At 64.0% G+C, this 15488-nt stretch carries 15 protein-coding genes; 10 read left to right on the top strand and 5 right to left on the bottom strand.

The annotated features are described in order from the left end of the window. Positions 1–198 precede the first annotated feature (198 nt). From ACWHY3_RS16685 to ACWHY3_RS16660, 6 genes are all read left to right on the top strand, one after another. Positions 199–1176, top strand: a complete 978-nt coding sequence (locus ACWHY3_RS16685) for an ABC transporter permease (RefSeq protein ID WP_448127036.1) — start codon at positions 199–201, stop codon at positions 1174–1176. Beyond that, a complete protein-coding gene (locus ACWHY3_RS16680; protein ID WP_087718552.1) occupies positions 1173–2006 on the top strand; it encodes an ABC transporter permease in 834 nt (277 codons plus the stop codon). Before ACWHY3_RS16685 ends, ACWHY3_RS16680 begins: the two co-directional genes overlap by 4 nt. Positions 2007–2146: 140 nt before the next feature. Next, positions 2147–3778 (top strand): ABC transporter ATP-binding protein, encoded by a 1632-nt coding sequence (locus ACWHY3_RS16675; RefSeq protein WP_448127035.1) that lies wholly within the window; start codon positions 2147–2149, stop codon positions 3776–3778. A gap of 67 nt (positions 3779–3845) precedes the next feature. Then, positions 3846–4859: a 2-hydroxyacid dehydrogenase gene (locus tag ACWHY3_RS16670; protein WP_256961127.1), complete on the top strand. Its 1014-nt coding sequence runs from the start codon at positions 3846–3848 to the stop codon at positions 4857–4859. 209 nt (positions 4860–5068) lie between these two features. Next, complete coding sequence (locus ACWHY3_RS16665) at positions 5069–6088, top strand: histone deacetylase family protein (RefSeq protein ID WP_087718550.1); 1020 nt, start codon at positions 5069–5071, stop codon at positions 6086–6088. Positions 6089–6171: 83 nt separating this feature from the next. Continuing rightward, positions 6172–7455 (top strand): ArgE/DapE family deacylase, encoded by a 1284-nt coding sequence (locus ACWHY3_RS16660; protein WP_303853722.1) that lies wholly within the window; start codon positions 6172–6174, stop codon positions 7453–7455. On the opposite strand, the gene ACWHY3_RS16655 is transcribed toward ACWHY3_RS16660, so the two are convergent. Continuing rightward, a complete protein-coding gene (locus ACWHY3_RS16655; protein ID WP_303853720.1) occupies positions 7452–8006 on the bottom strand; it encodes a flavin reductase family protein in 555 nt (184 codons plus the stop codon). The genes ACWHY3_RS16660 and ACWHY3_RS16655 overlap by 4 nt on opposite strands. A gap of 211 nt (positions 8007–8217) precedes the next feature. Here ACWHY3_RS16655 and ACWHY3_RS16650 point away from each other — a divergent pair, with 211 nt between their 5' ends. Both ACWHY3_RS16650 and ACWHY3_RS16645 read left to right on the top strand, forming a co-directional pair. Then, positions 8218–8424 (top strand): hypothetical protein, encoded by a 207-nt coding sequence (locus ACWHY3_RS16650; RefSeq protein ID WP_087718545.1) that lies wholly within the window; start codon positions 8218–8220, stop codon positions 8422–8424. A gap of 201 nt (positions 8425–8625) precedes the next feature. Then, positions 8626–9486: a glycine betaine ABC transporter substrate-binding protein gene (locus ACWHY3_RS16645; protein WP_087718544.1), complete on the top strand. Its 861-nt coding sequence runs from the start codon at positions 8626–8628 to the stop codon at positions 9484–9486. Positions 9487–9610: 124 nt separating this feature from the next. On the opposite strand, the gene ACWHY3_RS16640 is transcribed toward ACWHY3_RS16645, so the two are convergent. Further along, entirely contained in the window at positions 9611–10303 is a 693-nt protein-coding gene (locus ACWHY3_RS16640) for a peroxiredoxin (protein ID WP_303853769.1), read from the bottom strand. Between the two features lie 183 nt (positions 10304–10486). Continuing rightward, positions 10487–11554, bottom strand: a complete 1068-nt coding sequence (locus ACWHY3_RS16635) for an aldo/keto reductase (RefSeq protein WP_303853715.1) — start codon at positions 11552–11554, stop codon at positions 10487–10489. 209 nt (positions 11555–11763) lie between these two features. On the opposite strand from ACWHY3_RS16635, the gene ACWHY3_RS16630 reads away from it, so the two are divergent. Continuing rightward, positions 11764–12726 (top strand): AraC family transcriptional regulator, encoded by a 963-nt coding sequence (locus ACWHY3_RS16630; protein ID WP_303853714.1) that lies wholly within the window; start codon positions 11764–11766, stop codon positions 12724–12726. A 39-nt stretch (positions 12727–12765) separates the two neighbouring features. Here ACWHY3_RS16630 and ACWHY3_RS16625 read toward each other — a convergent pair whose 3' ends face one another. Further along, on the bottom strand, positions 12766–13233 hold the full coding sequence (locus tag ACWHY3_RS16625) for a C40 family peptidase (protein ID WP_448127034.1): 468 nt from the start codon (positions 13231–13233) through the stop codon (positions 12766–12768). Positions 13234–13522: 289 nt separating this feature from the next. Between ACWHY3_RS16625 and gloA the strand changes: the two genes are divergently transcribed. Further along, positions 13523–14056: a lactoylglutathione lyase gene (gene gloA / locus ACWHY3_RS16620; RefSeq protein WP_448127033.1), complete on the top strand. Its 534-nt coding sequence runs from the start codon at positions 13523–13525 to the stop codon at positions 14054–14056. Between the two features lie 54 nt (positions 14057–14110). On the opposite strand, the gene ACWHY3_RS16615 is transcribed toward gloA, so the two are convergent. Further along, positions 14111–15367, bottom strand: a complete 1257-nt coding sequence (locus ACWHY3_RS16615; RefSeq protein WP_448127032.1) for an alpha-hydroxy acid oxidase — start codon at positions 15365–15367, stop codon at positions 14111–14113. Positions 15368–15488 lie beyond the last annotated feature (121 nt).

Raw genomic sequence — 15488 nt, 5'->3', positions numbered from 1 at the left:
CGGATCGCATCGTTACGCGGTACTGGTGCGCCAGCCCGGTCAAGGCTCGCCTAACTCCAAGTTATGTCTCGCCTTCTCCGTTCCGGGCGCCTTGCGCTCCATCATGCTCGGCGATTTATTCAGCGCTTCCTTAAGCGATAGGTAAGAACGGCACCGGTGGTTCGTGGGCTGCCGGTGTCCCGCTGCGGAGTGGTATTCATGCCTTATGTCTCTCTGATCCTGGGTCGCATCATCAAGGCGGTCATCGTGCTGCTGGCGATCCTGGTGTTCAATTTCTTCCTGATTCACGCTGCACCCGGCGACCCGGCCGCGGTCATGGCCGGCGAGGCCGGCGCCACCGATCAGCAGTTCCTGGACGATCTGCGCGAGCGCTTCGGTCTCGACCAGCCGCTGCCGGTGCAGCTGTGGCGCTACATGAGCGGCGTGCTGCAGCTCGACTTCGGCTACTCCTACCGCCAGCAGATGCCGGTGCTCGATCTGATTCTGGACCGGTTGCCGGCGACGCTGCTGCTGACCGGTGCGGCCTTCGTGATCTCGCTGTCGCTGGGCATCCTGGCCGGCACGCTGGCGGCGATGCGTGCCAAACGGTCCTCGGGGTCGATCATCATGGGACTGTCGCTGCTGTTCTACGCCACGCCGCTCTACTGGGTGGCGATGATGGCGGTACTGGTGTTCTCGGTAGCGCTCGACTGGCTGCCGGCCTATGGCTACTCGACGGTGGGCGCCGGCTATACCGGGCTGGTCCATGCCGGTGACGTCGCGGTGCACCTGATCCTGCCGGCGCTGACGCTGGGGCTGTTCTTCATGGCGGTCTACACCCGCATGACGCGCACCTCGATGCTCAGCGTCTCGCAGCAGGATTTCGTCAAGACGGCCCGTGCCAAGGGGCTGGCGCCCGGCATCATCCAGCGTCGCCATATTCTGCGCAACGCGCTGCTGCCGATCATCACTCTGGCCGGTCTGCAGGCCGGGCAGATGGTGGGCGGTGCGGTACTCACCGAGACCGTCTTCGCCTGGCCCGGCATCGGCCGGCTGATGTACGAAGCGCTGATGCAGCGTGACTACAACCTGCTGCTCGGGATTTTCTTCTTCTGCGCGCTGCTGGTGATCCTGTTCAACATGCTGACCGACGTGATCTATCGACTCGCCGATCCACGCATCAAGGAGGCCGCATGAGTTTCTTCAAACGCTTCGCCCAGAATCGTGGTGCCTTGGGGGGGCTGGTAATTCTGGGGCTGGTGGTACTGCTGGCCCTGCTGGCGCCGTTCCTCTATCCCGACTCGCCATGGCGCATGGTGCAGCGGCCGTTCCTGGCGCCCGGTGAAGTCTCCGGGTTCTGGCTCGGCACCGATGTCATGGGGCGCGACGTCGCCGCCGGGCTCGCCCACGGCGCCTGGGTGTCGCTGCTGATCGGGCTGATTTCCACCGTGGTGGCGCTTGCCATCGGCGTGCCGCTGGGGGCGCTGGCGGGCTACTTTGGCGGCAAGATCGACGATGCGCTGATGCGCTTCACCGAGTTCTTCCAGACCATTCCCAATTTCGCCCTGGCGATCGTGCTGGTGGCGATCATGGAGCCGAGTACCGTCTCGATCGTGCTGGCGATCGCCATCGTCAGCTGGCCGCCGGTGGCGCGTCTGGTGCGCGGCGAGTTCCTGTCGATCAAGCATCGCGAATACGTCGAAGCGGCCAGACTGGTCGGCCAGACCCATCGCGACATCATCATCAAGCAGATCCTGCCCAACACGCTGTCACCGGTGATCGTGTTGGCGTCGCTGATGGTGGCGACGGCGATTCTGCTCGAGTCGTCGCTGTCGTTTCTCGGCCTGGGCGATCCGGACACCATGTCCTGGGGTTACATGATTGGCGCCGCGCGCACGGTGATGCGTCAGGCATGGTGGCTGTCGGTGATTCCGGGCGTGGCGATCCTGCTGACCGTGCTCGCGCTCAATCTGGTCGGCGAAGGGCTGGACGATGCGTTGAACCCTCAACTGGCGCGGCAACGTTAAGGAACGGCAACCCATGACTGCACGACTTTTTCACGGCGTCGCGCTGACGCCGACAGCCCGTCATGCCGCTTCTCCTGCGGCGCGCGCACCGCGTTTTCGAAGCCGTTCGCGGATGAATGCCCTGTCCCCTGGAGTCGACCATGAGTGAGCCATTACTACGTATCGAACGTCTGGCGCTGGCGCTGCCGGATGGCGCCGATCGGCTCTACGCCGTCGATAACGTCAGCTACGAGCTGAGCGCTGGCGAGATCCTCTGCGTCGTCGGCGAGTCTGGTTCCGGCAAGTCGATGACCGCGAATGCCGTCATGGGGCTGCTCCCGACCGGCGTGCATGCTTCCCGGGGGCGGGCGCTGTTCGACGGCCAGGACCTGCTGGCGATGGACGAGATCAGCCATCGCGCCCTGCGTGGCCGGCGCATCGGCATGATCTTCCAGGAGCCGATGACCGCGCTCAACCCGCTGATGCGGGTCGGCGAGCAGATCGCCGAGGTGTTCGAGGCGCACGGGCTGCTGACGCCCAGAACGCGCAAGGAGAAAGCGCTGGCGCTGCTCGAGGAGGTGCGTCTGCCCGACCCTGAAGCCGCGCTGCGCGCCTATCCGTTCGAGCTTTCCGGCGGCCAGCGTCAGCGGGTGATGATCGCCATGGCGCTGGCGCTCGAGCCGGAGCTGCTGATCGCCGACGAGCCCACCACGGCACTGGACGTCACCACCCAGGCGCAGATTCTGCATCTGGTGAAGGATCTCCAGCAGCGTCATGGCATGGCGGTCATGTTCATTACCCACGACTTCGGCGTGGTGGCCGAGATCGCCGATCGTGTCTGCGTCATGCGCGAAGGCAGGATCGTCGAGATGGGCAGCGCTAGCGAGGTACTCGACAACCCGCAGCACGAATACACCCGCGCCTTGATCGAGGCGATACCCGGCGACGCCGTGCCGCCGAGCCGGGACGAGGCCCAGGCCAAGCCGCTGCTGTCGGTGAAGGGGCTCGACAAGGTCTACCGGTCCAGCGGCGGTTGGTTCCAGCCCAAGCGCGAGGTGGTGGCGCTCGAGGGCATCGATTTCACCGTGGACAAGGGCGAGACGCTGGGTGTCGTCGGTGAATCGGGCTCGGGCAAGTCGACCCTGGGACGCTGCATCGTGGGTCTGAATACGCCCGACAGCGGCGAGATCCGGCTCAACGATGTCGACCTGCGCGCGCTGGAAGGGCGCGAGCTGCGTGAGCACCGCCGTCGTATCCAGATGGTGTTTCAGGACCCTTACGCCTCGCTCAACCCGCGCATTCGCGTCGGCATGGCGATCGCCCAGGGCCCCATCGCCAACGGCGTGGCCAAGGCCGAGGCGATGAAGCAGGCACGCGAGCTGCTGGCAACGGTGGGGCTCGACGCCAGCGCCGCCGAGCGTTATCCGCATGAATTTTCCGGCGGCCAGCGCCAGCGTATCGGCATCGCCCGGGCGCTCGCTCTCAACCCCGAATTGATCGTGGCCGACGAAGCCGTCTCGGCGCTGGACGTCTCGATCCAGGCCCAGGTGTTGAAGCTGCTCGACACGTTGAAGAAGGAGTTCGAGCTGTCGCTGCTGTTCATTACTCACGATCTGCGCGTCGCTGCCCAGATCTGCGACCGGTTGATCGTGATGCAGAAGGGCAGGATCGTCGAGCATGGCAGCGCCACGGAAATCTTCCTGTCACCGCAGCACCCCTACACCCGCGAGCTGCTGGCAGCGATTCCCGGACGCGCGCATCACGCCGAGCCGGCCAGGGCCGCTGCCGTTTAAGTCGCCGAACGACTCCTGGATCAAGGAAAAGAGATCGAGGGCAAGAGATCAGGATAAAGGATCGAGAATGAAGACGATGGATACCGAGCGCTCTAGCGCTTCTACCGGCGCGCTCGAAACGCACGAAGTTACGCAGAGTCAGGGCATAGTGCTGGGCGTATTGCTGGGCTCTCCGGAGATCATGACCGAATACATCGCGGCGTTCGAGCAGGTGACGCCGCAGTTTCGTCTGGCATTGCCCCAGGATGTCGCCGATCCCGAGGCGATCACCTTCGCATTGGCCTGGGATCCGGGCGCCGAGGATTTCCGACCCTATCCCAACCTGCGTCTGGTCTCGTCGATCGCGGCGGGCGTCAACGGCATTCTGGCCAGCGCGAGTCTGCCCAGCGATGTCCCCCTCATGCGCATCGCGGGCGACTCCCAGGCTCAGATGATGGCCGGCTTCGTGACCTGGCACGTGCTGTGGCACCACCGCCGCTTCGGCGACTATCTCGCTCATCAACGCCTGGCGCATTGGGAACGCCTGCCCAAGCGCTATGCCCACGAGATTCGTATCGGCCTGCTCGGCGCGGGCAAGATGGGAAGTGCCACGGCACGCGCGCTCAAGGCGCTGGATTACGATGTCGTCATCTACTCGCGCAGCGGGCGCAACCTGCCGGAGGGCGTGGCGGGTTTCAGTGGTGACGGCGGTCTTGATCGACTTGCCGCTCGCAGCGAGATTCTGATCAACCTGCTGCCGCTGACGCCGGAAACCCGCGACATCCTGAATGCCGAGCTGTTCTCGCGACTGCCTTCGGGCGCGGTGCTGATCCATGTCGGCCGTGGCGAACATCTGGTCGAGGCCGACCTGCTCGCGGCGCTCGATAGCGGTCAGCTTTCGGCGGCGTCGCTGGATGTCTTCGCCATCGAGCCGTTGCCCACCGACCACGTCTTCTGGCACCACGACAGGATCGTCGTGACCCCGCACGATGCCTGCGATTCGACACCGACCCAGGTGGCTCAGGAAGTCGCCGAGGCGATGGCGCGGCTGGATGGCGGCCAGCTGCCGATAAGCGTCGTGGATCGCCACGCGGGTTATTGAACTAGGCACTGTCTGAAAAGTACTGCGCTCGCCCATGCGGCGTTAAAAATCGGCTGGAGCGCCAGCCCGGTCAAAATGCTCATTTACACCCTGTAAACTGGAGCGCCAGCCCGGTCCGCTTTCGCCGATTTTTGCCTTGCCTGGCCTTCGCTCGTCGACTTTTCAGACAGCACCTGGAAACGGATGGCGGAAAAACAAGGACAACATCGATGAAGACATTCTTTCACGACGATCAGCTGCGTCATCAGCCGCAGACCTATTTCTCGCGCGGCAAGATGCGCAAGCCTCAGGAAGTCCCCGACCGGGCCGAACATCTGCTGGCGGCGGCCAGGCGGCTCGGCTTCGAGATCCAGGCGCCGGCGGACCACGGGGTCGCGCCGCTGCGGGCGGTGCATTCGCTGCTCTATCTGCGCTTTCTCGAGAGCGCCTATCGGCGCTGGCATGCGCTGGACGAAGACTGGGGCGAGGAGGTGATCTCCAACATCTTCGTGCGCTCGCCCAATGCGCTACGCGGGATTCTCGCCGAGGCCGCGCGCTATCTGGCGGATGGCAGCGCGCCGGTGGGCAAGCACACCTGGCAGGCCGCCTACTGGGCGGCGCAGAGCGCGGTGGCCGGCGCCGAAACGCTGCTGGCGGGCGAGCGCTTCGCCTACACGCTGTCGCGCCCGCCGGGTCATCACTCGGGCATCGACTCCGCCGGCGGCTTCTGCTTTCTCAACAATGCCGCCATCGCGGCGCAGCATCTCACGTCACGCTATCCGCGCGTCGTTGTGCTCGACACCGACATGCACCACGGCCAGGGCGTGCAGGAGATCTTCTACGAGCGCGATGACGTGATGTACATCTCGATTCATGGCGATACTACCAACTTCTACCCGGCGGTCACCGGCTTCGAGGACGAGCGCGGGCGTGGCGCCGGGCTCGGCTACAACCTCAACCTGCCGATGCCGCACGGTTCGCCGGAGTCGGTGTTCTTCGAGCGTCTGGAAGAGGCCTGTCAGGTCATCCGCCTGTTCGAGCCGGATGCGCTGGTGCTGGCGCTGGGCTTCGATATCCACGAGAAGGACCCGCAGGCCAAGGTGGCCGTTACCACGCCGGGCTTCGGCAAGCTCGGTCGCGCCATCGCCGGTCTCGACCTGCCGACGCTGATCGTGCAGGAGGGCGGTTACTACCTGGAAGGGCTCGAAGCCAATGCGGTGAGCTTCTTCGAGGGGCTATCGGGTCGCTGAAGCTCGGCGACGTTTTTCCAGCGATCCGGCTGACGGCGCGACAGGTTCGATCGCCGTCTCCCACCATTCGAGAGAGCCAATCCATGTTGAGCGAAAGTCAGGTAAGCCGCATCGTCGATTCGGTGGATGCCCTGTTCGACGCGCAGTTGCAGTTCACCCAACGGCTGGTCGAATTTCCGTCATTGCGCGGGCAGGAGCATACCGCGCAGGACTTTCTCCACGACGCCATGGCCGAGCGCGATTTTGCCATGGATCGCTGGAAGATCGATGTCGAAGACATCCACCATCACGAAGGGTTCGGTCCGGTCACGATTTCCTACGAGAACGCCTTCAACGTGGTGGGCACCTATCGCCCCGAACGCCAGACGGGGCGCTCCCTGATTCTCAACGGCCATATCGACGTGGTGCCGACCGGCCCGCGCGAGATGTGGAGCCGTTCGCCCTGGGAGCCGGCGATCCTCGACGGCTGGATGTACGGGCGCGGCTCGGCCGACATGAAAGCCGGGCTGGTTGCCAATCTGTTCGCCTTCGACGCCGTGCGCGCGGCGGGATTCGTGCCCCAGGCGCCGATCTACTTCCAGTCCGTCGTGGAAGAGGAGTGCACCGGCAACGGCGCGCTGGCGGCACTGCTGCGCGGCTATCGGGCGGATGCGGTGATCATTCCCGAGCCCGAGGAGAACATGCTGGTGCGCGCCAATGTGGGCGTGCTCTGGTTCAAGGTGAGAGTCGCCGGGCGGCCCTCCCATACGCGGGAAATGACCAGTGGTTTCAACGCCATCGACGCCGCCTACGCCGCGATCGAAGCGTTGCGAACGCTGGAAGCGCAGTGGAACGCGGAGAAGGCCGAACATCCGCATTTCGAGGATCTCGAGCACCCCATCAACTTCAACGTCGGCCAGATCCAGGGCGGCGACTGGCCCTCCACGGTGCCGCCGTGGTGCGAGTTCGACATGCGTATCGCCATCTATCCCGGCACCAGCGCGGACGAAGCCCGGCGCGCGGTCGAGGAGACGCTGGAACGCGCGGCTCGCAACGACGCACGTCTGGGCGGCGAGGCCCCCAAGGTCACCTACACTGGTTTCTACGCCGAAGGCTACGTGCTGGAAGAGGGCTCCGATGCCGAGCAGACGCTACGCGCCTGTCACGAGATCGCGTTCCGCGAGGAGCTGAAAACGTTCACCACGCCGGGCTATCTGGATGCCCGCGTGTTCACCATCTACGGTGACATGCCGACGCTGGTGTATGGCCCGAAATCCCGGGATATTCACGGTTTCGACGAGCGCGTGCACATCGAATCGCTGCGGCTGGTGACCAAGACCATCGCGCTGTTCGTGGCCGACTGGTGCGGGATCGAGGAGACCGCCTAGAGATTCTGCACCCGGAAATCCTGTGATCGATCGATCTCGTCGCCGGCGACCATGAACCGGCCGTGGCCACGGTAGTGAAGCGTCCGGGGCAGCTCGATCGAGGTGTCGACGTGTGCCTTGACGATCTCCCAGATGAACAGCTCGTGACGGTCGATCTGGCTGTCGTCGACCAGCCGGCACTCGAAGCTGGCATAGCACTCGTCGACCAGCGGTGCGGAGACGATCTCGCCTGAAGCCGGCGTCAGCCCGAAGGCGTCGAACTTGTCGAGTTCATCGCCATCGCTGTTGCCCACGCCTACCACGGCATCGGCGAGCTCCAGCGTCGGCACGTTGATGGTGCATTCGCGGCTTTCCCGCACCAGGCGGTGGCTGTAGTTTCCCGCGGTGATCAGACAACCGAAGTGGGCCGGCGAGAAGCCGAGCATCATGTGCCAGCCCATCACCATCAGGTTGCGTTCGCCACGCCAGTGGGAGCCGACCAGCACGATCGGGCCGGTCTCCAGATGGCAGCGGCATTGATCCAGCGGAAAATCGGTCCTGTTTGGTCTCAAGAGTGGTGCCCTTCTGCCGATACGATGATTCCAGCATAGATCACGGCATCGATGATCACTGGCATCTGTGATTACTGACATCTGAGACTACTGGCATCGATGGCTCGTATACCGGTTATCGACGCCTTCAATTTTTCGTCACAGTTGTGTGGTTCTATCCTAGCTGCCATCCCCCCGGACGACAGGCACACCCGACTCAAGGAGAAGCAGCGTGAAGATTTCAGGGCGCATCAAGGCGTTGATCGTTATGGCAGTGGTTGTCTACGTGCTCGCGCACGTGGTGCGCGCCATGCTGATGACGCTGATCCGCTCGAATGCGTTGCTTCACCCTTTGCGTCCCTCGCCGAGAGTGTCGCGACAAACGCCACACCGCGAGTGCGATGATGCCAAAACGCTGAAGCAGTGCACGCGCTGCTGACGCACGCGATCTCGACACATCGATATCCACGAACCCGGCCGCTCAGGCCGGGTTCGTTTTTTATGTCGTTGTTGTTTTTATGCCGTTAGTGATGAGGTTCGACATCGCGCGACCACCCACGTCGGCTATGATGAAAGCCAGCCGTGGCAATCGCGTTCTGCCTACGGTGACGACGCCCCCGACGCCAATGACAGGATTTCCATGCAACCCATCAAAATCGCCCTGATCGGCGCTGTCTTCTGTAGTGCGGCCGCCCAGGTCGCTGCGGCGGATAGCGTCACCATCGGTACCAACAACTGGGCCGAGAATGTGGCCGTGTCCAACATGTGGCAGCAATTGCTGGCAGAGAAAAACATCGACGTCGAGCTCAGCGAAATCTCCAAGCCGCTTCTCTTCGGCGGTCTGGCCAGTGGGGATATCGATCTGTTCCTTGAGGTATGGATTCCCAGCGATCAGACCTATGTCGATCGCTACTCGCAAGACGTCGAGCTCCACGAAACTTGGTACGACAATGCGCGCGATACGCTTGTCGTGCCGAGCTACGTCGAGGGAATCGAAAGCGTCGCCGATCTGGCCGAGCGCGAGGAGGATTTCACCTACCAGGGCCAGCCGACCATCTTTGGCATCGGCCCCGGCGCGACCATCTCGGATGAAACCGATGCAGCGATCGAGCACTACATGCCAAGCTATCGTCAGCTCGGCAGCAGCGAGTCGGCAATGCTGACGCAACTGCGCTCGGCAATCGATGAGCAGGCGCCGATCGCCGTTACGCTATGGCAACCGCACTGGGCTTTCGCCGAGTGGGACTTGAAGATCCTCGATGATCCGGCCGGGATCTTTGCATCCAACCAGCAGATCAAATGGGTCTCGCGCAGCGGTTTCGCCGACGACGAGCCGCAGGTCGCGAAGATGCTGGATGCCTGGCACATGACGCCGGAACAGCTCTCCACCCTGATGCTGGAGATCGAAAACACCGGCGACGCCGACGAAGGCGCTGCGCAGTGGATCGACGACAATCGGGAGCTGGTCGACGGCTGGCTGGCGGCGGACGACGACGGTTGAGCGCTGGCTCGGCTTCGTGCCACCAAACACCGATCATCAAAAACGCCCGCATTCCTCGTAAGGAATGCGGGCGTCGTCGTTTCTGCACGGCATCGACTGCGTCACTGACGCGATGCCGGCGCGGTCACTTGTTCGGCTGCTTGGTGACGCGCAGGTAAGGCTTCTTCTCGTCCCAGCCGTTGGGGAAGAGTTCCTTGGCCTTTTCGTTGTCGATCGAAGGCACGATGATTACGTCGTCACCGTCCTGCCAGTTGACCGGCGTGGCGACCTTGTGGCTGTCGGTCAGTTGCAGGCTGTCCAGCACGCGCAGGATCTCTGCGAAGTTGCGGCCGGTGCTGGGCGGATAGGTGATCGTCAGGCGCACCTTTCTGGCCGGGTCGATGATGAACACCGAACGCACGGTGTTGGTACCGCTGGCGTTGGGGTGAATCATGCCGTAGGCCTCGCTCACCGAGCGGTCGGCATCGGCCAGCAGCGGGAAGTTGAGCCCGCAGCCCTGGGTCTCCTCGATGTCGCCGACCCAGCGGGTGTGATCGTCGAGCGGGTCGACGGAAAGGCCGATCGCCTTCGTGTTGCGACGCTCGAATTCCGGCTTGAGGCGCGAAACTTCCCCCAGCTCGGTGGTGCAGACCGGCGTGAAGTCGGCCGGGTGGGAGAACAGAATGACCCAGCTGTCGCCGGCCCACTCGTGGAAATTGATCGGGCCGTCGGTACTTTCCTGAGTAAAATCGGGAGCGGTATCGCCAAGTTGCAAAGCCATGACTTTCTCCTGTTGCCGTTGGCGGCTTCTGTGCGAAGCCTGAAGACGGATGCTCATCATGACGAAGTGCCGGGAGCCTGTGAAACAATCGCTGGCACTATCGACATGCCCGAACGCCCGCGCTGCCTGATCGCCCCGAGACTGGTCGCCCTGGGGTCATCATTCACAGATGGTAGCGGCGTCGCCATTTCTCAAGCCCTTCGGCGGGGAAAGAGCGTGTTTCTAGAAACCCACGCATGCTCAACGCTTCTCCGCCTGCTGCAGCTGCTGACGGCGATACTCGCCCTGACGCTCGAGCATCCAGCCGGGATATTCGCGGGGCAGGGCGCTGACCTGGTCGAGCCGGGCCAGTTCGTCGCCGCTCAGCGCGATACCGGTCGAGGCGATGTTGTCGTCGAGCTGTTCGAGGCGTTTGGCGCCGACGATCACGCTGGTCACGCGGGGTTGATGCAGTAGCCAGGCCAGGGCGATCCGGGCCACAGAGACGCCCTTGGCATCGGCGATCTCCTGCATCACCTCGATACAGTCGAAACCGCGCTCTCGATCGACCGGTGGAAAGTCGAAGGTGGCGCGGCGGTTGCCGGCCTGTATCTCGCCGTCACGGGTGTACTTGCCGCTGAGCAGGCCGCCTGCCAGCGGGCTCCATACCATTAGCCCGAGGTTTTCGCTCTCTTGCAGCGGTATCAGCTCGCGCTCGAGATCGCGGCCCGCCACGGTGTAGTAGGCCTGCAGCGATTCGAAACGATGCCAGCCGTTGCGCTGCGCGATGCCGAGTGCCTTCATGATCTGCCATGCGGCCCAGTTGGAGACGCCGACATAGCGCACGTGGCCATGCTCTACCAGAGTATGCAGGGCACGCACGGTCTCCTCGATCGGCGTGGCGGGATCGAAGCCGTGGATCTGGTAGAGGTCGATGTGGTCGAGCTGGAGCCGCTTCAGGCTCGCCTTGACGCCCTCCATGATGTGATAGCGCGAGGCGCCGCGGTTGTTGACCCCGGTCGAGCGGTACGGGTCGTCGGTGCCGGTGGGGCCGAATACCTTGGTGGCGATGACTACGTCGTCGCGGGCCACGCCGAGGTTCTTCAGTGCCTGCCCGGTGATGACTTCCGAGCGCCCCTGGGAGTAGACGTCAGCGGTGTCGATGACATTGATACCGGCGTCGAGGGCGCGGCCGACCAGCTTGTCCGCGTCCGTCTGCTGGAGATCGCCGATCTGGCTCCACATCTCGCCGTCACCGCCGAACGTCATGGTGCCTAGGCAGAGTTCTGAGACGAAGAGACCGGTGTTGCCGAGCTTGTTGTAACGCATGGGAGAGCTCCTGGAGAGAGGGTAGAAGGCGACACGCCGAGCGATACGTCGAGCCGATGCCGCGGTACAGTATGGTCAAGGCAGACCGTTGCCGTTGGCCCGATCCGATCGGATGTTTGCCCGATACTCCCAGTCGTGTTCAAGGCCGACGCGCGCGGCGCCGGCTTTACGTAAGCTATGCCCGGGGCGATAGAGGAGATTTCCTGGTCATGCAGCTTTATCAAACGGGATCGAGGGCGCCGCTAGGGCGGCTCGAGGCGTCTGCCGACTGCTCGACGGCATTGCGCCGGGAACTGGTCGAGTTGCTCGATCGTCTGACGGCCCGGCGCCAGGGGCGGTTGCCTACCGCGATACCCGGGCTCCACGTCAACCGACTCGACTCGCCGCAGCCGCCGCGCCACGTCATCCACGACCCGGTCTTCAGCGTGATCGCGCAGGGAGCCAAGCGATTATCGGTGGGCGAGGAACTGTTCGAATACGATCCCATGCACAGCCTGCTCTCCTCCGTGGACATGCCGGTACTGGCCGAGGTCACCGAGGCGAGCTGCGGTCGGCCCTATCTGGGTCTGCGGCTGGATCTGGACATCGAGTGTCTCGGCGAACTGATTCACGATCCCGAGCTTCCCGCCATCGCCACGCACGAAACGTCACGCGGGCTAAGCGTGAGCGAACTCGAGACGCCTCTGCTCGAGGCCACCGTGCGCTTGCTAAGGCTGCTCAAGACGCCGGAGGACATTCCGATTCTGGCGCCGATGGTGCGGCGCGAGATCTTCTATCGCCTGCTGTGTGGCAAGCAGGGTGCGCGGCTTTGGCAGATTGCCAGCAAGGAGAGCCATACCCACCGGGTGGCGTCGGCCGTACGGCGTCTGCGCGAGCGCTTCGCCGAGCCGCTGGCGATCGCCGATCTGGCAGATGGCGTGCACATGAGCGTGTCGTCGTTCCACCACCACTTCAAGGCAGTGACGGCTATGAGTCCGCTGCAGTTCCAGAAGCAGCTACGCCTGCAGGAGGCGCGGCGGTTGCTGCTCAGCGAGGATATAGAGGTGACCCTGGCCGCGCAGCGCGTGGGCTACGCGAGTCTGTCCCAGTTCAGCCGCGAGTACCGGCGCTGCTTCGGGCTGTCGGCCCAACAGGACCGGCAGCGGTGGCGCCAGGGCGATCGCGCCACGTGACCGCTCCGGGCGCGACCGGAAGGTAATCCGGGCGCTGGCTCAGTCGGTGGGCGCCGCCGCACCCAGGTAGTGCTGGCGCCAGTAGCGGATATCCAGTGACGAGACGCTGACCGTGCGGCCGCTACCGGGGGCGTGGATCATCTGGCGATCGCCCATGTAGATGCCGACATGGGTCGCGCGATTGCCGGAGCCGAAGAACAGCAGGTCGCCGGGGCGGGCGACATCGATCTCGTCGAGGGCTTGGAACTGCTCGTTGGAGGTGCGCGGCAGTGAAATGCCGATCTTGCCGTAGGCCATTTGCGTAAGCCCCGAGCAGTCGTAGCCGCTGGGCGTGGTGCCGCCCCAGCGATAAGGCGTGCCGAGCGCCTCCTTGGCCGCCGACATCACCAGAATGCGGTCGATGGAGAGGTTGTTGCCATCGATGGCAGGCCCGTCGTCGCGAGTGGCGATGGTCTTCTGCGAACTGCAGCCCGCCAGTGACAGCAGCGCCAGCAGAAGAAGGTACAAGAGGGTGCGGGGGAGCGTGACGGGCCCGCGAGCCGGCATCACAGGCAGGGGAAGGGATGACGATATGATGCCGCTCTGCATGGCGCTGAGTCCTCGCTACCGGTTTGGTTTCAGTCTAGGGTCTGTTGACGTTTCATGCACGGCCGCGCCGTCGGCCTGCAAAGACGCGGGGGCTGTCCCGCCATGCTGCGCGAATGCCCTTCGTTCACTTGTGACGCGCGGTCGTTGCCCTTATCTAGTGGTCAACTATGACTCAATGTTTCCAATCCAGTTAGAGCAAGGAGGCCCGATGGCCATTAGCGAAGATCAGGTTCCCGGTGTCCAGCCCGCCACGGCGGAGAGCCAGGGTTTCGTGTTCAACCACACCATGTTGCGCGCCAAGGATCCCAAGGCGTCGCTCGCGTTCTACACGCGGGTTTTCGGCATGCGTCTGCTGCGCAAGCTCGACTTTCCCGAGATGCAGTTCACGCTCTATTTCCTGGCGCGAGTCGATGACGCTGACGCGATCCCCGAGGATGACGGCGAGCGCACCGCCTATACCTTCTCCCAGAAGGGCGTGCTGGAACTGACCCATAACTGGGGCAGTGAAGAGGATCCCGAGCTTTCGTATCACGATGGCAATGCCGAGCCGCAGGGCTTCGGACATATCTGCTTCTCGGTGCCGGATCTCGCGGCGGCGGAGCAGTGGTTCGATGCCAACGATGTCGAATTCAAGAAGCGTTCGGATCAGGGCAAGATGAAGAACGTGATCTTCGTCAAGGACCCCGACGGCTACTGGATCGAAGTCGTGCAGCCCATGCTGTCGAAAGGGCTGGGAGCCTAGTCGTTCGACGGCTCCTGCCGTCATCGCTTTCCTCTTCGAGGTAGCTCGAGACGCCTAGGGCATGTCCCCCGGCGTTTCCCCACCCGGCAGGGCGTCGCTCGGGCGTCGGGGCGAGTCGCCTCGGGTCGAGGCATAAGGGGAGCGTCGCAGACAGCTAGCATCGAGCTGGGCGAGTGTGGGCCGGCCGAGCTGGGCCATCAGGTTGTGCAACTGATCCTTGAGCAGATCGATGGCATGAGCCGCGCCCGCTTCTCCGCCCAACGCGAGGCCGTAGAGAGTCGCGCGCCCGCACAGCACGCCTTCCGCTCCCAGCGCGACGGCCTTGGCGATATCGCTGCCACGACGGATGCCGCTATCCAGCAGTATGTGCATCGAATCCCCTACCGCGTCGACGACCTCGGGCAGGGCATCGAGCGTCGCCGGCGCGCCATCGAGCTGGCGCCCGCCGTGGTTGGTGACGACCACGCCGTCGGCGCCGATGCGCTTGGCCTCGAGTGCATCCTCGGCGTTGAGAATCCCCTTGATCAACAGCTTGCCGGGCCAGCGCTCGCGGATATCGGCCAGCACTTCCCAGGTCAGCCGGCGCGTCATGCGCTGGTTGATATAGCCGGCGGCGCTGCCCGCGCTCTGCTGTTCCTTGGGCAGATACTTCACCAGATTGCCCAGCGTCGGCAGCCCCTGAGGCCAGAGCGCGCGATAGGCCCATTGCGGATGCAGGCCGGCATCCAGCAGGTAAGGCCACGCCAGTCGCCGGGGGTTGAGATAGCTGCGTGAATCCCATTCGCGACGCCCCAGCACGACGGTGTCCGTCGTGACCATCAGCGTCTCGACGCCGACGTTCCTGGCGCGTTCGAGCATATCGTTACGCACCGCCTCGTCATCCAGCACGTAGAGCTGGAACCACAGCCGCGCATCCGGCACGGCGGCGGCGAGGGTTTCCAGGCTGGCACAGGAGACCGTGCTGAGCGTGAAAGGAATGCCGCGACTGGCTGCGGCTCGCGCCAGGGCGATATCGCCATCCCGCCACAGCATGCCGTTGTAGCCGGTGGGGGCGATGGCCAGCGGCAGTTCGGCAGGGACATCCAGCAGTCGGGTACGGCTGTCTCTGGCCTCGACATCGACCAGCGTGCGCGGCTGCCAGCCCCAGGCGGCAAAGGCGCGGCGGTTGTCGCCGAGCGTGGTTTCGTCCTCGGAACCACCGTGGACGTACTCCCAGGCGAAGGCCGGAAGACGTTGGCGCGCCATCCAGGCGAGTTCATCGATGCTCTGCGCGCGGCGCCACGCATAGTGGGAGGAGTAGCGACGTTTCACGAAACCTCTCGATATCGGCAGGGGGATCAGGGCGTCCCGATACGCTCGACGTTAGCACGCCATGCATTCGTCGACGATGCCACCAAGGGTGGGGTGGAGGTTGGCTTGGCCGTCACGAGGT

It is taken from the genome of Salinicola sp. NYA28a (genome assembly GCF_976982775.1).
This window is presented reverse-complemented; position numbering and strand designations above follow the sequence as displayed.